General features: G+C 71.3%; 17 protein-coding genes. 6 read left to right on the top strand and 11 right to left on the bottom strand.

The genetic code is table 11. The features are described from left to right. Positions 1-49 precede the first annotated feature (49 nt). The gene (locus ACLJQZ_RS15950; protein ID WP_410620747.1) at positions 50-2,014 is read left to right on the top strand and encodes an NPCBM/NEW2 domain-containing protein; all 1,965 of its coding nucleotides are present in this window, start codon (positions 50-52) and stop codon (positions 2,012-2,014) included. On the opposite strand, the gene ACLJQZ_RS15945 is transcribed toward ACLJQZ_RS15950, so the two are convergent. Genes ACLJQZ_RS15945 through ACLJQZ_RS15920 form a run of 6 tightly spaced genes read right to left on the bottom strand, consistent with a single transcriptional unit; the run spans position 2,004 to position 10,071 of the window. Next, positions 2,004-2,684 (bottom strand): GntR family transcriptional regulator, encoded by a 681-nt coding sequence (locus ACLJQZ_RS15945; RefSeq protein ID WP_410620746.1) that lies wholly within the window; start codon positions 2,682-2,684, stop codon positions 2,004-2,006. The genes ACLJQZ_RS15950 and ACLJQZ_RS15945 overlap by 11 nt on opposite strands. 10 nt (positions 2,685-2,694) lie before the next feature. Then, positions 2,695-3,480 (bottom strand): SDR family NAD(P)-dependent oxidoreductase, encoded by a 786-nt coding sequence (locus tag ACLJQZ_RS15940; RefSeq protein ID WP_410620745.1) that lies wholly within the window; start codon positions 3,478-3,480, stop codon positions 2,695-2,697. Next, positions 3,480-5,180, bottom strand: coding sequence for a hydantoinase B/oxoprolinase family protein (locus tag ACLJQZ_RS15935; RefSeq protein ID WP_410620744.1), 1,701 nt, complete (start codon positions 5,178-5,180; stop codon positions 3,480-3,482). The genes ACLJQZ_RS15940 and ACLJQZ_RS15935 overlap by 1 nt, the downstream gene beginning before the upstream one ends. Next, complete coding sequence (locus tag ACLJQZ_RS15930) at positions 5,177-7,207, bottom strand: hydantoinase/oxoprolinase family protein (protein WP_410620743.1); 2,031 nt, start codon at positions 7,205-7,207, stop codon at positions 5,177-5,179. The genes ACLJQZ_RS15935 and ACLJQZ_RS15930 overlap by 4 nt, the downstream gene beginning before the upstream one ends. Before the next feature lie 10 nt (positions 7,208-7,217). Next, positions 7,218-8,849, bottom strand: coding sequence for a thiamine pyrophosphate-binding protein (locus ACLJQZ_RS15925; RefSeq protein ID WP_410620742.1), 1,632 nt, complete (start codon positions 8,847-8,849; stop codon positions 7,218-7,220). A 43-nt stretch (positions 8,850-8,892) separates the two neighbouring features. Further along, on the bottom strand, positions 8,893-10,071 hold the full coding sequence (locus tag ACLJQZ_RS15920; RefSeq protein ID WP_410620741.1) for an NAD(P)/FAD-dependent oxidoreductase: 1,179 nt from the start codon (positions 10,069-10,071) through the stop codon (positions 8,893-8,895). A gap of 96 nt (positions 10,072-10,167) precedes the next feature. Between ACLJQZ_RS15920 and ACLJQZ_RS15915 the strand changes: the two genes are divergently transcribed. After that, a complete protein-coding gene (locus ACLJQZ_RS15915; protein WP_247057256.1) occupies positions 10,168-11,532 on the top strand; it encodes a WS/DGAT/MGAT family O-acyltransferase in 1,365 nt (454 codons plus the stop codon). Here ACLJQZ_RS15915 and ACLJQZ_RS15910 read toward each other — a convergent pair. Then, on the bottom strand, positions 11,525-12,523 hold the full coding sequence (locus ACLJQZ_RS15910) for an aldo/keto reductase (protein ID WP_410620740.1): 999 nt from the start codon (positions 12,521-12,523) through the stop codon (positions 11,525-11,527). The two genes, ACLJQZ_RS15915 and ACLJQZ_RS15910, sit on opposite strands and share 8 nt — an antisense overlap. Before the next feature lie 91 nt (positions 12,524-12,614). Here ACLJQZ_RS15910 and ACLJQZ_RS15905 point away from each other — a divergent pair, with 91 nt between their 5' ends. Then, positions 12,615-13,130, top strand: a complete 516-nt coding sequence (locus ACLJQZ_RS15905; protein ID WP_410620739.1) for an ArsR/SmtB family transcription factor — start codon at positions 12,615-12,617, stop codon at positions 13,128-13,130. A 313-nt stretch (positions 13,131-13,443) separates the two neighbouring features. Next, entirely contained in the window at positions 13,444-14,688 is a 1,245-nt protein-coding gene (locus ACLJQZ_RS15900; protein WP_410620738.1) for an MFS transporter, read from the top strand. Here ACLJQZ_RS15900 and ACLJQZ_RS15895 read toward each other — a convergent pair. Then, a complete protein-coding gene (locus ACLJQZ_RS15895) occupies positions 14,639-15,118 on the bottom strand; it encodes a MaoC family dehydratase (protein ID WP_410620737.1) in 480 nt (159 codons plus the stop codon). The genes ACLJQZ_RS15900 and ACLJQZ_RS15895 overlap by 50 nt on opposite strands. A gap of 238 nt (positions 15,119-15,356) precedes the next feature. Here ACLJQZ_RS15895 and ACLJQZ_RS15890 point away from each other — a divergent pair, with 238 nt between their 5' ends. After that, entirely contained in the window at positions 15,357-15,851 is a 495-nt protein-coding gene (locus ACLJQZ_RS15890; protein ID WP_410620736.1) for a hypothetical protein, read from the top strand. Between the two features lie 281 nt (positions 15,852-16,132). Here ACLJQZ_RS15890 and ACLJQZ_RS15885 read toward each other — a convergent pair whose 3' ends face one another. The 3 genes from ACLJQZ_RS15885 to ACLJQZ_RS15875 are packed head-to-tail and all read right to left on the bottom strand — an operon-like array spanning position 16,133 to position 18,824. After that, complete coding sequence (locus ACLJQZ_RS15885; protein WP_247057269.1) at positions 16,133-16,390, bottom strand: hypothetical protein; 258 nt, start codon at positions 16,388-16,390, stop codon at positions 16,133-16,135. A gap of 56 nt (positions 16,391-16,446) precedes the next feature. Further along, positions 16,447-17,829, bottom strand: a complete 1,383-nt coding sequence (locus ACLJQZ_RS15880; protein ID WP_410620735.1) for an amidase — start codon at positions 17,827-17,829, stop codon at positions 16,447-16,449. Continuing rightward, the gene (locus tag ACLJQZ_RS15875) at positions 17,826-18,824 is read right to left on the bottom strand and encodes a D-2-hydroxyacid dehydrogenase (protein ID WP_410620734.1); all 999 of its coding nucleotides are present in this window, start codon (positions 18,822-18,824) and stop codon (positions 17,826-17,828) included. The genes ACLJQZ_RS15880 and ACLJQZ_RS15875 overlap by 4 nt, the downstream gene beginning before the upstream one ends. 105 nt (positions 18,825-18,929) lie before the next feature. Between ACLJQZ_RS15875 and ACLJQZ_RS15870 the strand changes: the two genes are divergently transcribed. Beyond that, the gene (locus ACLJQZ_RS15870; protein WP_410620733.1) at positions 18,930-19,670 is read left to right on the top strand and encodes an Asp/Glu/hydantoin racemase; all 741 of its coding nucleotides are present in this window, start codon (positions 18,930-18,932) and stop codon (positions 19,668-19,670) included. The last annotated feature ends 32 nt before the right edge of the window (positions 19,671-19,702 follow it).

Here is a 19,702-nt window from a genome sequence, read left to right as displayed (position 1 = left end):
TTGATTGTTGATCGATTCTGTGCAGAGTTGCGCACTCCGGGAGGGAACGATGCGTCGTCTTGCTGGAATGGCGGCCGCGCTGGCCGTCTGTGCCACGCTGGTCACGGTCACCCAAGCCGCGGCCGCGGAGCCCCAGTACTTCGCCGCCCAGCGCGTCGGCGACCGCCCGCCGATGGGCTGGAACAGCTGGAACAAGTTCGGCTGCGCCATCAACGAGGACCTGATCCGCGGCGCCGCCGACGCGCTCGTGTCGTCCGGCATGAAGGACGCGGGCTACCAGTACGTCAACATCGACGACTGCTGGGCCGAACAAAACCGCACGGCCGACGGCAAGCTCGAACCCAGCCACGAAAAGTTCCCGCACGGCATCAAGGCGCTCGCCGACTACGTCCACGGGCTCGGCCTCAAACTCGGCATCTACACCAGCGCCGGCACGCTGACCTGCCAGAAGACCATGCCGGGCGCGCTCGACCACGAGGAGGCGGACGCGCAGTCGTTCGCCGACTGGGGCGTCGACTACCTCAAGTACGACATCTGCAACAACGAGGGCCGCGACGCGATCGAGCGCTACACGAAGATGGGCGAAGCGATCAAGAAGACCGGTCACCCGGTGGTCTACGCGCTCTGCGAATGGGGCGAGAACGACCCGTGGACCTGGGGCCGCGACGCCGGCGCGCAGCTGTGGCGCACCACCGGCGACATCAGCGACAACTGGGGCAGCATGACCGGCATCCTCGACCAGCAGGTCGGCCTGGAGAAGTACGCCGGTCCCGGCGGCTGGAACGACCCGGACATGCTCGAGGTCGGCAACGGCGGCATGACCGACGCCGAGTACCGCTCGCACTTCTCGCTCTGGGCGTTGCTGAACGCACCGCTGCTGGCCGGGAACGACCTGCCCGCGATGTCGCCCGCGAACAAGAAGATCCTGGAGAACAAGGACGTCATCGCGCTGGACCAGGACTGGGCGGGCACGCAGGGCCACAAGATCCGCGACGACGGCGACACCGAGGTCTGGGCCAAGCCGATGTCCGACGGCTCGGCCGCGGTGGTGCTGTTCAACCGCGGTTCCGCGACGGCGGCGATGAGCACGACGGCGAAGGACCTCGGCCTCAAGGCGCGCGACTACCGCGTCCGCGACCTCTGGAGCGGCACCGAAACCGAGACCGCCGGAACTCTCCGTGCGGTCGTCCCGTCCCACGGCTCGGCCGTGTTCCGTGTCTGGCCCGCCACCCACCCGGCGGCCGCGCCGCTGACGACGCTTGCCCTGCCGAGCCCGGACTACGTGCCCGCCGACCGGCCGCTGACGACGACGCTGAAGGTGACCAACGACGGCAGCACGCCGATCGCGGACGTCCGCGCCGGCGTCACGGCGCCCGCGGGCTGGAAGCTGGACGGGCCCGGCGCGTTCACGGTGCCGGTCGTCCTGCCGGGCAAGTCCTGGCAGAAGCAGGTCACCTTCAAGCCGGTGGCTCCGGCCGGCGACCACGTCACGCTCACCGCGAAGGCGAGCTACCTGACCCTGTGGGGCAAGCGCGACCTGACGTCGGAAGGCACGTCACCGCTCGTCTCGCGGCCGGCGGCCGGGACGACGGCGTTGTCGAAGGCGCCGTGGATGTCGTCCGACAACGGCTGGGGCCCGGTCGAGCGCGGCACGAGCAACGGCGAGGCCCAAGCGGGTGACGGCCACAAGATCACCATCGCCGGCACCGGCTACGACGACGGGATCGGCGCCCACGCGCCGTCGAGCGTGCGGATCTACGTCGGCGCGGGCTGCACTTCGGTCAGCACGCTGGTCGGCCTGGACGACGAGAACTCCGGTGGCAGCGCCGGGTTCCGCGTCCTCGGGGACGGCAAGGAGCTGGCCGCGACCGGCGTCATGCACCCCGGAGACAAGGCTCAGCCGCTGACCGCGCAGCTCTCCGGCGTCCAGGTGCTGGAGCTGTCGGTGACCGACGGCGGCGACGGCAACACCAACGACCACGCCGACTGGGCGAACGCCACGATCACCTGCTGAGGTCGATGAGCCAGGCTTCGGCGTCGCGGAGGTAACGGTCCAAAGCGGCCTCCGCGACGTCGAACCGGCCGCAGCGCAGGTCTTCCAGGATCTGCTCGTGGCAGTCGAGGAACGGCTCGTAGAACTCGCGGGTGTTCTCGTTGAGCACGAAGAACAACCGGGTCTCGGCGAGCACCTGGCGCATCGTGGCGGAGATCCGCTCGCTGCCGGCGAGGTCGGCCAGCGCCTGGTGGAAGTGGATGCTCGCGGTGCCGACCGCCGGCCAGTCCTCGGCCGCCGCCGCCGCGCGGCCGCTCCGCAACGCGCCCTCGACCGCCGTCAGGTCCACAGTGGATCTCTCGGCCGCGCGGCGCAGGGCACCGCATTCGGTGGCCCGGCGCAAGACGTAGAGGTCTTCGATGTCCTCTGTGGTCAGTTCGCGCACGAACACGCCGCGGTTCAGCTCGTGCACGGCCAGCCGTTCGTGGGCCAGCAGCTGGAACGACTCGCGCAGCGTGTTGCGCGAGACGCCCAGCGCCGAGCTGATCACCGGCTCGGAAAGCCGTTCACCGGGGGCGAAGACGCCGTCCGTGATGTACTGGCGCAGGATCGCGGCGACCCGCTCGGCCGTGCCGCTGCGCGCGAGCAGGTGCCGCTCGTGCTCCAGCCCCGAGGCGTCCACAGTGGACATCGGAACTCCGCTACCTGACGCCGAGTTCGAAGTCGAGGCTGTACCGGTTCCCCGGCATCGCCCCCGCGGCCTTCGCGCCGTCGATCGGCAGCACGACGCCGTTGATGAACCTCGACTCGTCGCTGGCCAGGAACACCACGGCCTTCTCGACTTCCCACGCCTCGCCGACGCGGGCCGCCGGGGTGCTCGCGACGAGCTGGTGCTGCTTGGCTTCGAACTCCTCGGCCGAGGCGAGCGTGCCGCGCAGCATGTCGGTGTCGATCGCGCCCGGGTTCACCGTGTTGGCGCGGATGCCCTGGTGCGCGTGGGCGACGGCGATCGACTTCGTCAGCCCGACCAGCGCGTGCTTGGTGGCGTTGTAGACCGGGTCGCCCGGGCGGCCCATCACGCCGCCGTTCGACGACGTCGTGACGATGCTGCCCGCCTTGCGCTCGAGCATGTGCGGCAGCACGGCGCGGGTGCCGAGGAACGCGGCCCGCACGTTGAGCGCGAAGATGTGGTCGAAGTCGGCCAGCGTCGTCTCGACCAGCGGCTTGCCGAGGTGGATGCCGACGTTGTTGAGCAGCACGTCGATCCGGCCGGTCTCGGCGATGACGCCGTCGACGAACGCGCCGACCTGATCCTCGTCGGTGGCGTCCACTATGGAGTGCCGATAGCCCGCCAGCGACTCGGCGGGCTCGCGGATGTCCGACGCGAACACCGTCGCGCCCTCGGCGAGGAACTCCTTCACCGTGGCGAGGCCGATACCCCGCGCGCCGCCGAAGACGACCGCCACCTTGCCGGCCAACCGACCCATCACTTACCCGCTCTCAGTCGTGCTGTCTGCTCTTCGTCCACCACGTAGTCCTCGGGCAGCCGGACGAGTGTGTCCGCGTTCCCGAGGTACCGCACTTCGACGCCGTACACCTCGCGCGCCGCTTCCGCCGAGACGTACCCCTCGACGACGTCAGTGAGCACGGCCGCCACCGGCCGTTCGCGCGGCGGCCCGTAACCGCCGCCGCCGGGGAGCGTGACGTCCACAACGGACTCCGCGGCGAGGGTAACGCGGCTCTTCACGGGCAGGTCGGTTCCGCCGCGCAAGCCGAACCGTCCGGGTGAGCCCGCACCACCACCGTCCATACCGGACGCGGCCGCGCGCACGCGGTCGACGTTCCCGTTGACGCTCCAGGAATCCACGTCGCGTGCCACCATCGTGGTCACCTGTCCGAGGCCACCGCGCCGGCGTCCCGCACCGCCGGAGTCCACGCGCAGTTCCCGAGACCGTTGCACGAGCGGCGCCATGGTCTCGATGACCTCGGTCGGCGTCGAGCGCAGCCCGCTCGGGAACCCCGTGGTGTTCAGGCCGTCCTTGGCCGCCCGCGCGCCCATGCCACCGGTCTGGAAGACGTTGAGCATGAACCCGGGGCCGCGCCAGATGGTCATCCACAGCGCGTCCGCGCTCGGCGCGATCGCCGACCCGGGCAGCGCGCCGATCAGCAGTGACGGCAGGAAGTGCCCGATCAGGTGCCGCGACGCGACCGGCGCCGGCGGCCGGCAGTTCAGCACCGAACCTTCGGGCGCGGTCACGTGCACCGGCCGGAACGAGCCGGCGTTGTGCGGCACCTCCGGCGAGATCGCCGCCTTGACCGCGAACGACGCGTACGCCCGGGTGTAGTTCAGCACGACGTTGATCCCGCGCCGGCTCTGCGGCGACGAACCCGCGAAGTCGAGGTGGATCTCGTCACCGTCCACAGTGGCCGTGACACGCAGGACGATCTCTTCGTCGTCGAAGCCGTCGGTGACGATCTCGTTGGTGTAAGACCCGTCCGGCAGCTCCCGCAGTGCGTCTCGCAGGGCCTTCTCGGAGCGGTTCATGATCTCGGCGGCGACGTCGTCGAGGGTGTCGAGCCCGAACTCGTCCAGCAGCCGCACCAGGCTCGCGGCACCGACCTCGTTGCCGGTGACCTGCGCGTACAGGTCGCCGATGGTCTCCTCCGGCGTGCGGACGTTGACGCGGATCAGCCGTTCCAGATCGGTGTTGACCTCGCCCGCGCGCAGGAACTTGAGGATCGGCAGCCGCAGGCCTTCCTCGAAGACCTCGTGCGCCTCGGCCGACACCAGCCGGCCGCCGATGTCGGGCGCGTGGCAGCACGACGCGAACCACGCGACCAGCCGGCCGCGCCGGAACACCGGCGTCGCGACCGTGATGTCGTTGATCTGCCCGGCGGTCTGCCACGGGTCGTTGGTGAGCAGCACATCGCCGGGTTCAAGCTGCTCCGGCGGGTACGCGGCGACGAAGTGGTGCATGCCGGTGGCCATCGCGTTGATGTGCCCGGGCGTGCCCCCGACGGACTGGCCGATCATCTCGCCGCGGGAGTCGAACACCGCACAGGCCAGGTCGAGTGATTCGCGGACCACCGCGGAGAAGGCCGTGTTGACCAGCGCGTTCTGCTGTTCGGCGAGGATCGAGTGCAGCCGGTTGGCGAACAGCCCGACGAGGATCGGATCGACGCTCACACCGTCACCTCCAGCCCCGCGTCACCTCGGACGACGCAGTGGGCACCGGATGGGACGACCACTGTGGACTCGCGTTCCTCCACAATGGCCGGACCGTCGACGCGGTCACCGGCTTCGAGCCGGTACCGATCGAACACGACCGTATCGACAAATCCCCCCACCGGGAAGTAGGCCTTGCGAGTGCCTTTCCGTGCCTCACCCGGTGACGTCGAGCCGGCCAGCCGGAGGCTGACGTCCGGCACGGGCCCGCTCGAGACGACCCGCCAGTTCAGCACCTCGACGCCGACGTCGGGCCCGGAGCGCCGGTAGAGCGCGCGATAGGTGCGCGTGAACTCGTCGATCAGGGTGTCCGGCCAGCTGCCGTCGTGGACCGGCACGCGGATCTCGTACCCCTGTCCGGCATAACGCATCTCGGCGATCCGCCGGTGCGTCACACTGTCCACACCAGACTTTGCGAGCAGCGCCGCGCCCTCGGCCTCCATCTCGGCGAACAGCGCGTCGACCTGCTCCCGCGACAGGTCGAGCACGGCCGCGCGGGCCGATCGGACGAAGTCGAACGCCAGCGGCGCGGTCAGGAACCCGGCCGCGCTGAGCACCCCCGCGGCCGGCGGCGCGACGACCGACGGCGCCCCGAGCGCGCGGGCGACACCCACCCCGTGCACCGGGCCCGCGCCGCCGAAGGTGTACATCGGCAGCTTCGCGGGATCCTGCCCGCGTTCGACGGCGTGCACGCGCGCGGCGTTCGCCATGTCCTCGTTGACGCTCGTGTGGATGCCCCACGCGGCTTCTTCGACGCTCACGCCGAGCGGCTCGGCGATGCGGCTGCCGATCGCTTCACGCGCAGCCGCGGCGTCGAGCGTCATCGCGCCGCCCAGGAAGTAGCCCGGGTCGAGGTAGCCGAGCACCAGGTCGGCGTCGGTGACCGTGGGTTCGGTGCCGCCGCGGCCGTAGCAGGCCGGGCCGGGTTCGGACCCGGCCGAATCGGGACCGACGGTCAGCAACCCCAGCGCGTCGATCCGGGCGATCGACCCGCCACCGACGCCGATCTCGATCATGTCGATGACCGACACCTGCACCGGCAGCCCGGACCCGGGCAGCAGGCGATACTTCCGGTCCACTTCGAACTGGTGCGTCACCAGCGGCGCGCCGTCGGCGATCAGGCAGAGTTTCGCCGTCGTGCCGCCCATGTCGAAAGCCAGCAGGTCCGCCGGGCCGATCGACGCGGCGGCGATCGCACCGCCGGCCGGGCCGGACTCGAGGATCCGGATCGGGTACCGGGCGGCGGTGTCCACAGTGGCCAGACCGCCGTTGGACAGCATGATGTGCGGTGCGCCGGCGACGCCGAGCCGACGCAGGCGGCGTTCGAGATCGCGCAGGTACCGTTCGGTGAGGTCCTGGACGTAGACGTTCGCGACCGTCGTCGACGCACGCTCGAACTCGCGGATCTCGGGCACGACCTCCGACGACAGCGCGACCCGCAGGCCGGGTGCGACATCGGCGAGGACCTCGGCCGCGCGCCGCTCGTGGGCCGGGTTGGTGAACGCGTGCAGGAAGCAGATCGCGACGGCATCGATCCCGCGGGCGACCAGCTCGCGGCCGAGCTTTTCCACGTACGCCTCGTCGAGTCCGATGTGGACGGAACCGTCGGCGAGGATCCGTTCCGGGACGTCGAAGCGCAGGTGCCGCGGGACCAGCGGCTCGGGCAGTTCGATCAGCAGGTCGTACAGCTCGTACCGGTGCTCGCGCCGCATTTCGAGGACGTCGCGGAACCCGGCGGTCGCGAGCAGCGCCGTGCGCGAACCCTTGCGCTCGATCAGCGCGTTGGTCACCAGCGTCGTCCCGTGCACGACCTGCTCGACGTCGCTCGCGGTGATCCCGGCGTCGGCGAAGAGCGCGGCCAGGCCCTCCTCGACCGCGCGGGCCGGTTCGTCGTGCGTGGTCAGCACCTTGCCGACGGCGACGATCCCGGTGCCGTCCACCGCGCAGAGATCGGTGAACGTGCCGCCGATGTCGACACCGATCCTCATCTGCCGACCTTCATCCGGCGGCCTTCCGGTACCACCGCGGCGACGTGTTCAGCGGCGGCTTCAGCTTGGCCTTCACCACCAGCACGTTCGGCTCGTCCGACTCGACGAACTCGCCGAGCAGCCGCCGGAACGCGCGCCCGAACCCGGAGACGCGGTCGGCGTGCACCCCGAAGGAGCGGGCCAGGCCGACGAAGTCCGGGCTGTCCCAGTCGACCCCGCGACGCGGCACGCCTTCCCGCTCCTGGTCGTAACGCAGCATGCCGTAGCCGCCGTCGTCGACCAGGACGACCGTGACCGGCAGCTGTTCCTGCGCGAGCGTCGCGAGATCACCGCAGGCGTAGAGGAAACCGCCGTCGCCGGTGATGCAGATGGCGCGGCCGACCCCCGCCGCGGCGGCGCCGAGCGACGCGGGGAAGCCGTAGCCGAGGGTGCCCCAGCCCATCGGGTAGGCGAGCTTGCGCGGCGCCCGCACCCGGTGGAAGCCGCCGACCCAGTAGCCGGCGACGCACATGTCGGACACCAGCACGGCGTCCATCGGCAGCACTTCGTCCAAAGTGGACAGAAAGTCGTAGGCCTGCGGCTCCTCGTCGCGGATCCGCTGGCGCACCCGGCGGCCGATGCCGGCCAGCCGCAGCGTGATGTCGTCGAGGCCGTCGCGCTGCTTGGGCAGCAGCCGCTCGATGATCGCGCGCGCGTCGCCGACCAGCGTCAGGTCCGGCGGGTAGTTCTTGGCGGCGTCGTCGGCGTCGACGTTGATCGCGATGAGCGTGGGCGGCTGGGGCATCAGCCAGTTCTGCGTCATCAGGCCGTCGAAGTCGGTGCCGACGGCGAGCACGACGTCGGCCTCGTCCCACAGCTCGCCGACCTCCGGCGTGTGCACCGGGTTCGGCGCCAGGCACGGGTGGTCGAGCGGCAGCAGGCCGCGGGCGGCGAACGTGGTGATCACCGGCGCGGCCAGCTTTTCGGCGAGCGCGCCGATGGCCTCGCCCGCGCCCGAGCGCAGGGCGCCGCCGCCGGCCCAGATCAGCGGGCGCTGCGCGTCGGACAGCAGCGCTTCGGCCCGGGCGAGGTCGGGGACGTCGCCGTCGGGCTTGCGGTGCGGCGCGGGCGAACGCCGGTGCGGCACGGCCTCGCGCAGGTAGTCGGTCGGCACGCCGAAGTACACCGGCCCGCTCTGCGGCTGCAGCGCGAGCCGGACCGCGCGGTGCACGGTGGTGCCGATCTGGTCGGCCGCGCGGACGGTGAAGCCGCCCTTGGTGATCGGCGCGAACATGGCCTGCTGGTCCGACGTCTCGTGCAGCACGCCGCGGACGACGCCGGGACGCCGCAGCGTCGAAGGGATGTCCGTGGCGATGACCAGCACCGGCGCGGCGGAAGCCATGGCCTCGCCGACGGCGCCGAGCGTGTTGGCGGCGCCGGGCCCGGTGGTCACCAGCGCGACGCCGAGCTTCCCGGTGGCGCGGGCGTAACCGTCGGCGGCGTACCCGGCCGTCTGTTCGTGGCGGACACCGATGATCTTGATGCCGACCTCGGCGAACGCCTCCCACAACGGCAGGTTGTGCACTCCCGGCAGGCCGAAGACGATCTCCGTGCCCAACGCCTTCAAAGCGTCCGCCAGCTCCCGCGCACCACTCACAGCCACGGCCCGGATACTGCCAGATCGTTGAACGATCTGGCAATCGGCCCTAGACGATGTGGTGCTCGGCCGGTGCGGTACCGGCCGCCGCGAACCGGCGGACGTCCAGCTCGGCGACGTCGACCGACGTCGGTCGCCCCAGGTAGAGGTCCCGGACCAGGTCGCCGGTGGCCGGGCCCATCTGGAAGCCGTGGCCGGAGAACCCGGTCGCGTAGAAGAACCGCGACAGAAGGACGCTTTCCCCGATGATCTGGTTGCGGTCCGGCGTCATCTCGTACAACCCGGCCCAGGCCGTGCGGACGCCGGCGTCCAGCACCGCGGGGATCCGGCGCCCGGCCAGCTCGGCCAGCCGCAGCAGCCACTCGCCCGCCTCGTAGCGGGTGCCGAAGCCCGGGAAGCCGTCGTCCTCGCAAAAGGACATCGCCAGGCCTGCACCTTCACGGTGGAAGTAGAACGCCGACGGCAGTTCGATGGTCAGCGGGACCGACTCCGGCAATCCGGGCACCGGGCCGGTGAAGACGACCTGCCGCCGGAACGGGCGCACCGGCAGGTCCAGCCCGGCCAGCTCGCCGACCCGCCCCGACCACGCGCCCGCCGCGCACACGACGGCGCCGGTCCGCACGAACCCCGCCGTCGTGCGGACGCCCGTCAGAGCGTCACCGTCCCGTTCGATCCCGGTGACCTCGACGCCGGTCCGGAGCTGCGCGCCGTGCGCGCGTGCAGCTCTCGCGTAGCCCTGCACGACCGCGTCCGGCGTCGCCTTCGCGTCGTCCGGCGACCAGAGCGCCGCGACGACGCCGTCCGGCTCGAGCAGCGGGAGGACGTCCCGCACTTCCGCGGGGTCGAGCAGGTAGCTCCGGACGCCGTGCGCGCGCTGCAGCTCCGCGCAATGTCCGATTGCGGGCACGTCCGCCGGGTCGGTGATCAGGTAGAGGTAGCCGTCGCGGCGGAAGTCGATCTCGACGCCGAACCGCTCCCGGAAAGCGCTGTACTCCGCGAGCCCGCGCAGCCCGAGCTCGACGTTCACGGGCCTGGTGAACGACGACCGGATACCGCCCGCGGCCTTCGCCGTCGAGCCCTCGCCCAGCCCGTCGCGCTCCAGCAGCACGACGTCGACGCCGGCCTCGGCCAACCGGAACGCGCAGCTCACCCCGATCACCCCGCCGCCGATCACGACGACTTCGGCCAACTGTGGCAGAGACGTTTCCCCGGCGCTTCGGACGGTCATACTCGCCAATGTAGAACGTGATCCACCGGTGGCACCCGAACGCGTAGAGTCGGCCCACCGGGGCAGCGACGCTCCGCGCGCGGAAGGTGATGCCCGATGCCGATGATGCCGGTGACCGACTCGATGTTCCTCCTGGTGGAGACGCGCGAGCATCCGATGCACGTCGGCGGCCTGCAGCTGTTCAAGAAGCCCGAGGGCGCGGGCCCCGACTACCTGAGCGGCCTCCGCCGGAACCTGCTCGACTCGGACAACATGCGGCCGGTCTTCCGCCGCCGCCCCGCCCGCCCGGTGAACACGCTCGGGCACGTCGCCTGGTCGACCGACGCCGACCTCGAGCTCGACTACCACTTCCGGCACTCCGCGCTGCCGCAGCCGGGCCGGATCCGCGAACTGCTGGAGCTCACCAGCCGCTGGCACAGCACGCTGCTCGACCGGCACCGGCCGCTGTGGGAGATCCACCTCGTCGAAGGCCTGGCCGACGGCCGGTTCGCCGTCTACACGAAGGTCCACCACGCGCTGATGGACGGCGTCTCGGCGCTGCGTCACCTGCAGGGCACGCTGTCGGACGACCCGTCGGACATGGACTGCCCGCCGTGGTGGGGCACGAGGCGCAAACCGGGCGAAGGCCGCACCAAGCGCCCCCGGTCCCTGCTGGACAGCGCCGGCAAGACGGTCAACCAGATCGCGAGCCTGGCGCCGGCCGCGGTGAAGGTGGCGCGGGAAGCGTTCAGCGAACACACGGTGACCCTGCCGGGGCAGGCGCCGCGGACGATGTTCAACGTGCCGATCGGCGGCGCGCGCCGGTTCGCGGCGCAGTCGTGGTCGCTCGACCGCGTGCGGCAGGTGGCCAACGCGGCCGGGGTGTCGCGCAACGACGTCGTGCTCGCGATGTGCTCGGGCGCACTGCGGGACTACCTCATCGAGCAGCGCGCGCTGCCGGACGCGCCGATGATCGCGATGGTGCCGGTTTCGCTGCGTCGCAAGACCGATCCGGGTGAGGCGACGGGCAACAACATCGGTGCCCTGCTGTGCAACCTGGCCACCGACCTGCCGGACGCGGGCAAGCGGCTCGTCGCGATCCACCAGTCGATGCGCAACGGCAAGCGGCTGTTCTCGGAGCTGACGCCGTTGCAGACGCTGCTGCTGTCCGGGATCAACGTGGCGCAGCTGGGCGTCTCGCCGATCCCCGGCGTCGTCAACAACACGCGGCCGCCGTTCAACCTGGTGATCTCGAACGTGCCGGGCCCGCGCAAGCAGATGTACTGGAACGGCGCGCAGCTCGACGGCATCTACCCGGCGTCGGTGCTGCTCGACGGCCAGGCCGTGAACATCACGCTGACCAGCAACGGCGACAACCTCGACTTCGGCATCATGGGGTGCCGCCGCAGCGTGCCGCACCTGCAGCGGATCCTCACGCACCTCGACACGGCGCTGGTGGAGCTGGAAGCCGCCGTCAAGTAAGTCTGTCCACAGTGGACCAGGCGACGCCCTCCGGCGCGGCGCCGGCGATCTGCACGGCGCCGGCGGCGATGCGGTCGATCTCGGCCAAGTCTTCCGGCGTCAGCGTGATGTCGGCGGCGGCGAGGCTCGCCTCGATGTGCCGCGGCCGGCGCGGCCCGACGATCGCAGCGTGCACTCCCGGCCGGGCGAGCGTCCAGGCGATGGCGAGCTGGCCGACTTCGACGTCCCGCTGGGCCGCGAACGCGGTGAGTTCGTCGACGATCTGGAGGTTGCGGCGCAGGTTGTCGCCCTGGAACGCACTCGACCTCGACCGCCAGTCGGTGGTTTCGAACGTGCTGTCCGGGGTGAACGCGCCGGTGAGCAGGCCGCTGCCGAGCGGGCTGTAGACGACCACACCGATGTCGTGCTCGCGGGCGTAGGGCAGTGGATCGGTCTCGATGCCACGCCGGAACAGGTGGTACGGCGGCTGGAGCGTCTCGACCGGCCGCGTCTCGTCGAACGCGGCCAGCTGCGCGGCGTCGTAGTTGGAGACGCCGACGTGCCGGACCTTGCCGGCGTCGACGAACTCCTGCAGCAGGCCGGCGACGTCGGCCGCCGGGGTGTCCGGGTCGGGCCAGTGCACCTGGTAGACGTCGATGTGGTCGCGCTCGAGGTTGCGCAGGCTCTCGTCGAGCCCCTGGGTGAGCCACGCGCGCCGCGAGTCGCGCGGCCGCTGCGCCCGCGGGTTGATGCCGCCCTTGGTGGCGACGACGACGTCTTTCTCTGTTCGCAGTGCCCGCCCCAGCAGCACTTCGGACCGGCCGCGACCGTAGGCCTGCGCGGTGTCGAAGAAGTTCACGCCGAGCGCGCGGGCGTGGTGGATCGCCGCGATCGCGGTGTCCTCGTCGAAGGCGCCCCAGTCGCCGCCGAGCTGCCACGTCCCGAAGGCGATCTTCGAGACTTCGAGGCCGCTGCGGCCAAGATCGTCGTACGCATGCGTCCAGCACAGCACAGACGTCGGACCACTGCACCGATCTTCCCGGCGAACGAAACCCCCAAATAACTCTTTGACAGTTGAGCCGGCGTCCCCGAAACTCGGGAGCATGTCCCTCGACGACCTCCGGGTCTTGGCCCACCCGTTGCGCATGCGGATCCTCTCGCTGCTGACGGGCACGGCGATGAGCGCGGCGGAGGCGGCGCGCGAGCTGGGCGAAACCCAGGCGAACATCAGCTACCACTTCCGCCGCCTGCACGACGCGGGCCTGCTGGAGGTCGCGGAAGAGGTCCGCATCCGCGGCGGCCGGGCCAAGCGCTACCGCCACGACCCCGACTCCGGCCGGCGCCTCACGTCCCGCGACCCCGTCGAGGAGCAGATGCTGACGAGGGCGATCGCGAGCGAACTGCTCCGCCGAGCGGAGTCGCGCGCCTCGGGCCGCCCGGCGTCGCTCTCGGACGCCGATCTGTGGCTGGCCCCGGAGGTGTGGTCGGACCTCCTGGCCCGCGCGAAGGAACTGAGCCACGAACTCCACACCGCGGCGCAGGCCCCGCGAACGCCGGGCACGGTCCGCGTCAGCGTCAGCATGGCGCTGTTCGAACTGAAGCCGGGAGAAGCACCGTGACCACCGGATCCGAGCCGGCCCGAAGAGCAGCCCCCACCCTTCCCGGGGGGCGTCCCCGATCCCAGCGTACCGCCGCCTGCCTGCGAAAACGGGGGGTGCGGGAATCTGTGGACAACTTCGGCCCTGTGGACAGCGAACTTGACATCGGCGCCGAACCGGGCCTGCCGTACCTTCCCGAGCCGGACCTCCCGCGACGAATCCGATCGACGCCGGCCCACCGCGACGTCGTTCAGGCGGGCACTGGCCATGCACCGCAAGCGCTCCCGACGAGCGCCGTGTCCGAACCAGCCCCGACGCCGGCGAAGGAGGAGCGATGAGCCTCCCGTTGCTCGCTCCGTTGCGGGAGCACCGGTTCCGGGCACTCGTCACCGGCCGGACCTTCGCCGACTTCGGCAACGCCGTCGCGCCCTTCGCGCTGGCCTTCGCCGTGGTCGATCTGACCGGGTCGGCGGTGGACCTCGGGATCGTCGTCGGAGCTCGGTCGATCGCCAACATCTTGCTGGTGCTGTTCGGCGGGATGCTCGCCGACCGGTTGCCGCGGTCGGTGATCCTGCAAGGCACCGAAACCGCCGCCGCGCTCACGCAGGCCACCATCGCCGCGAGTGTCCTCTGTGGATTCGCCTCCGTGCCGCTGCTGGTCGGGCTCAGCCTCGTCAACGGCGCCGTCTCGGCCATCTCGCTGCCCGCCGCCGCGTCGCTCACGCCGTTGACCGTGCCCAGCGCGCTCCTCACCCAGGCGAACGCGCTGCTCCGGCTCCTGTCGAACGTCGGCCGGATCGCCGGAGCCAGTCTCGCCGGCGTCTTGGTCGCCTTCGCCGGTTCCGGATGGGCGCTCGCCGGAAACGCGCTGCTGTTCGTCGCCGCCGCGCTGTCCTACCACCGCATCCGGCTGCCGAGCGGCGATCGCATCCCCGGCAGCCGCCCGCTCGCCGAGCTCGCCGAGGGCTGGCGCGAATTCCGCTCCCGGTCGTGGGTGTGGCTGGTGGTGCTGCAATTCATGCTGGTCAACGCGGTCAACTCGGGCGCGATCGTGGTGATCGGCCCGCTGGTCGCCGACGACACGTTCGGCCGCACCGGCTGGGGTCTCGCCCTGGCGGTCCAGACGGCCGGGGCGCTGCTCGGCGGCGTCCTCGCGGCCCACTGGCGACCGCGGCGGATGCTGTTCCTCGGCGTCGCGCTGGTCATGGCGGACGCGCTCCCGATGATCGCACTCGGCGTGACGCCCTACCTGGCGCCGCTGCTGCTCGCGATGTTCCTCGGCGGCGTCGCGCTCGAGCAGTTCTCCGTCGCGTGGGACGTGTCGCTGCAGGAAAACATCCCGCCGGAAAAGCTCGCCCGCGTGTACTCCTACGACATGCTCGGCTCGTTCCTCGCGCTGCCGCTCGGCCAGATCAGCGCGGGCCCGCTGGCCGAGCACGCCGGCCGCGAGACGACGCTGGTCGGCGGCGCGGTGCTGGTCGTCGTCACCACCGCGCTCGTGCTGTGCAGCCCGCAGATCCGCGGCCTGGTCAGGCGGACACCGGTCGCACCAGCAGGAGGTTCACCAGGCTCGCGCTGAACACCACGTCGCCGCCGTCGCCGACGAAATCGACCCGCGTGCGCAGCACTCCCCGGTCCGGCTTCGACCGCGAAACCCGGGCCTCGGTCACGGTCGCGCGCAGCCGCAGCACCGCCCCGGGCCGGACGGGACGCGGCCAGCGCAGCTCGTCCACCCCGGGACTGCCCAGACTGGCCACAGTGGACAGGTAGTGCGCCGCGTAGAGCCGCATCATCAGGCTCGCCGTGTGCCAGCCGCTCGCGATCAGCCCGCCGAACGGGCCGGCCGCCGCCGCGGCCGGGTCGACGTGGAAGCTCTGCGGGTCGTAGCGCTCGGCGAACTCCAGGATCTCGGCGTCGCTCACCTCGACGCTCCCGCAGTCGTAGGTCGCGCCGGGAACGTAGTCCGCGAAGTAGCGGTCGCCGATCGGGGTGCCGAACTCGCTCGTCATGGCCGCAGGGTGCCACAAGAACACTTCGATCCGGAGCGAACGGTTCCCCGGCTACGCTCGACGCCATGCCCGGCGAACCCGACTCGGTCGCCCAGGCAATCGGCGAACCGGCGCGGGCCGCGATGCTCCTGCAACTGATGGACGGCGCCGCGCACTCCGCACGGGCCTTGGCGACCGTGGCCGGATCGCGCCGTCCACCGCGAGTTCGCACCTGCGCCGGCTCCGCGACGCGCGACTGGTGCGGGCGACCGACGCGGGGCGTCAGCGCCTGCACCGGCTGGCCGGCCCGGAGGTCGCGCAGCTCGTCGAAGCGTTGACCGCCCTCGCCCCGCCCCGCTTGCCCGAGCGGCTCCAACCCGACCCGCCGACGGGGCCGTTGCTGCGAGCCCGGGCCTGCTACGGCCACGTGGGCGGACAGCTCGGCGTGGACATCGCGGCACTGCTGCGCAAGGACGGCGTGATCGACGACCTGGCCCCAGGCGAATCCGGCACGGTCCGCACCTTCGACCAGCCGCTGCTGACCGCCTCGGCATTGCCACGCTGTCGGACGCGACCCGGCGTCCGGGCATGCCTCGACTGGTCGCACGGCACCGTCCACCTCGCCGGGGCGTTGGGAGCCGCACTGTTCACGGCCTTGCTCGACGACGGCTGGGTGCGCCGCCGCCCCGGTGGCCGCGCCCTGCGGATCACCGAACCGGGACGCCGCCGGTTCACCGAACTCGGCATCGGCTGACGGCCCTCGCATCGGTCTCGGACCGCAATGGGTTGTCGCTCCCACCCACGCATCCCCACCGGACCTGCTCGCGCTACCGCCCGCGCGGACAATGGTCAGGCCTCAACGCTCGCACCGGTGACCCGCGTGGATATCGAGCTGAGCAGCGATGACTGTCGTGCCCGCGCCAACGGCTGTCACGCTCGCGCTACCCACCCGCGCCGTCATCAACGTCAGGCCACGACGACTGCCACGCCACCGGCCCGGATCTCAAGACCAGGTCGCGAAAGACACTGCTCGCGCTACCGGCCCGCGCGGGGCTCCGGGGTCAGGTCGCGGTGACCGTCCAGGCGCCACCAGCTCTCGAGCGTCTCGCGCAGCGCCTTGAGCAGCTCGCCGCCCGTCTCCAGCGGGACCAGCGCGGCCGGGCCGTCGCCGACTCTCAAGCCCGCGGCCAGCCGGTCGCCCTGCTCGACCAGCCCGACGACCACCCGCGTCGGTTCCCCGGTGACGTCGACGGTCGGAATAGCTCGTTCGTACCGCCAGCCTTGAGCGTTCACCCGGCCGACAGTGGCACAGCTTTCCCAGCCGTGGCCGGGGTTTCACCCTTACGTGGTCAGCCGGGCGCCCAGGGCCGCACTTCCTCCAGTAGCTTCGCGACGGCCAGCACGAGGTCGTCCGAGTGCCGCGGCCCGACGATCTGCAGGCCGACCGGCAAGCCCGCGGACGTCTTCCCGGCCGGCACGCTGATCGCGGGCTGCTGGGTCATGTTGAACGGATAGGTGAACGGCGTCCACTCCGGCCACTCGCTCAGCCCGCTGCCCGGCGGCACGTTGTGACCCGCCTCGAACGCGGGGATCGGGACGGTCGGCGTGATCAGCACGTCGTAGCGCATGTGGAACTCGCCCATCAGGATGCCCAGCGCGGCGCGCTCGGCGGTCGCATCGAGGTAGTCGCTCGCCGACCACGTCTTGCCCAGTTCCCAGACCTTGCGCAGGCCGGGATCGGTGCGGTCCTCGGAACCCGGCGGGAAGCTGTCGAGCAGCTTCGCCGCGCCGGAGGACCACAGCACGTCGAACGCCGGCTTCGGGTCGGCGAACCCGGGGTCGGTCTCTTCGACGTGCAGCCCGGCGTCGCCGAGCGCGCGCACGGCCGCCGCGACGATCGCGGCCACCTCCGGGTCGACGTCGACGTAGCCGAGCGTCGGCGAGAACGCGGCGATCAGGCCGCGCACGTCCCGCCGGACCGCCTCGCGGAACGACGCCACCGGCGGCGCCAGCGCGGCCGGGTCACGGTGGTCGGGGATCGACAGCACGTCCATCAGCAGCGCGGTGTCGTCCACCGACCGCGCCATCGGGCCTGCGTGCGACAGCGGCCCGAACGGGCTCGCCGGGTACAGCGCGATCCGGCCGTGGGTCGGCTTCAGCCCGACGATCCCGCAGAACGACGCCGGGATCCGCACCGAGCCACCGCCGTCCGTGCCGACGGACAGCTCACCCATCCCGGCGGCGACCGCCGCGGCGCTGCCACCGCTGGACCCGCCCGAGGTCTTCGTCGGGTCGGCCGGGTTGCGCGTGATGCCCTGCAGCGGGCTGTCGGTGACGCCCTTCCAGGCGATCTCCGGCGTGGTCGTCTTGCCCAGCAGGACAAGGCCGGCCTCGCGCATCCGCGCCGCGACCGGGCTGTCGACCTCCCACGGCTGGTTCGGGTCGATGCTCTTCGAGCCCCGGACGGTCGGCCAGCCCTGCGTCAGGAACATGTCCTTGATCGAGGACGGCACGCCGTCGAGCAGGCCGATCGGGTTGCCGTCGCGCCAGCGGATCTCGGACGCCTTGGCCTGTTCGAGCGCCCCGTCGGCGTCGACGAGGGTGTAGGCGTTGCACTCACCGTCCCGGGCCTCGATGGCCTGCAGCGCGTTCTGCGTCGCCTCGACCGGTGAAAGCTCACCGGTCGAGTAGGCGGCGACGAGCTCGCTGGCGGTCAGCATCCTGTCGTTCATCCGGCTCCCTGGTTCCCCGACGGCACGTACCCGAGCGTCTTGTCGACGACGTTGCGCAGCGGCTCCCCAGCGCGCCAGCGGCGGAAGTTCTCGGCGAACACCTCGACCAGCGTGGTGCGCCAGCCGATGAAGTCCCCGGACATGTGCGGCGAGAGCAGCACGTCCGGCATGTTCCACAGTGGACTCTCGGGCGGCAGCGGCTCGGTGTCGAACACGTCGAGCGCAGCTCCGGCGATGGCACGATCCGTCAGCGCCGCGACCAGGTCGGACGTGACCACCAGCTCGCCCCGCCCGACGTTCACGAACCGGGCCGACGGCTTCATCGCGGCGAACGCGCGCGCGTCGAACATTCCCTTGGTGTTCTCGGTCAGCGGCGCGACCGCGACGACGTAGTCGGCCTCGGGCAGGTACTCGGCGAGCTGCGCGGAGTCGTGCACGACGCCGAAGTCGGGGTCACCGGTACGGGCCCGGCGCCCCGCGCCGCTCACCCGCATCCCGGCTGCGCGCAGCAGCCGCGCGATGGCCCGCCCGATCGGCCCGGTGCCGACGACCACCGCCGTGCGCCCGGCGATCCGCTCGCTCTCGCGGTGCAGCCAGCGGCCCTCGCGCTGCAGGTCGTGCGAGCGCGCGAAGTCCTTGGCGAAGGCGAGCACGACGCCCAGGACGTACTCCGCGATCGCGTCGTCGAAGACGCCCCGCGAGTTGGTCAGGACGACGTCGCTCTCGACGAGCCCCGGGAAAAGCACCGGGTCGACGCCGGCGCTGGCGATGTGCAGCCAGCGCAGCTGGTCGGCCGCGTACCAGGCCCCCGGCACGGCCGTCGAGAGGAAGTCGTAGACGAACAGCGCGTCCGCTCCGGACAACGCTTCGGGCAACCCGGCCGCGTCCGTGTAACGCACGACCGCCCCGGATTCGACAGCACGCATGTCCGGTGGGCGGTGCTCGCCGCAGAGCACGGCCAGGACGGGAGGTTCCCGGTTTTCCGAGGCGATCACGTTGACACGGTAAAAGCGGCTCGTATGATTGTCAACAATCCGAGGAACGACCCCCCGGAGCACCGGACGTGTCATCAAGTTCAGACGTATTCCGGAGGCTGAGCCTTGGATTTCGACTTCCCGGCGTTCGAAGGCCCACTGGCGCAACGCGGCATCGGGGTGATCGCCCCCTTCGACCTCGCCCTCGAGCGCGAGCTCTGGCGCTGGGTGCCGATGGAGGTGTCGCTGCACCTCGCCCGCACGCCGTACGAGCCCGTGCCGGTCAGCATGGAGATGGCGCGCCTCGTCAGCGACAGCCACTACCTGGCCAGCGCCACCCGCGACGTGCTGCACGTCGAGCCCGAGGTCGTCGCCTACCTCTGCACGTCGGGCAGCTTCGTCAACGGCGTCGACTACGAACGCTCGCTGACCAAGGCGATCTGCGACGCCGGCGCGCCGGACGCCGTCACCACCTCGGGCGCGCTGGCCGAGGTACTGCACCAGCTCGACCTGCACCGAGTCTCGGTGCTCACGCCGTACGACGCCGACCTGACCCGGGCGCTGCACGACTTCCTCGGCGAGCTGAACGTTGAGTTCGTCGCCAGCGACCACCTCGGGCTGGGTGGCGGGATCTGGAAGGTCAGCTACCGGACCATCGCCGAGCGCATCCTCGCCGCCGACCACGGTGACGCCGAAGCGATCTTCGTCAGCTGCACCAACCTCCCCACCTACGACCTGATCGAGCCGCTCGAGACCGCGCTCGGCAAACCGGTGCTCACGGCCAACCAGCTGACCATGTGGGCATGCCTGCGGCGCATGATCCTGCCCATCGTCGGCCCCGGGAAGTGGCTTCGTGACGTGTCGTGAAGGGTTTCCTTGACCATCCCTCTAGGATTGTC

Source organism: Amycolatopsis sp. cmx-8-4 (assembly GCF_046548675.1).
In the GTDB taxonomy this organism is placed as follows: domain Bacteria; phylum Actinomycetota; class Actinomycetes; order Mycobacteriales; family Pseudonocardiaceae; genus Amycolatopsis.
The sequence above is the reverse complement of the archived record's forward strand: the minus strand, read 5'-3'. Positions and strand labels throughout refer to the sequence as shown.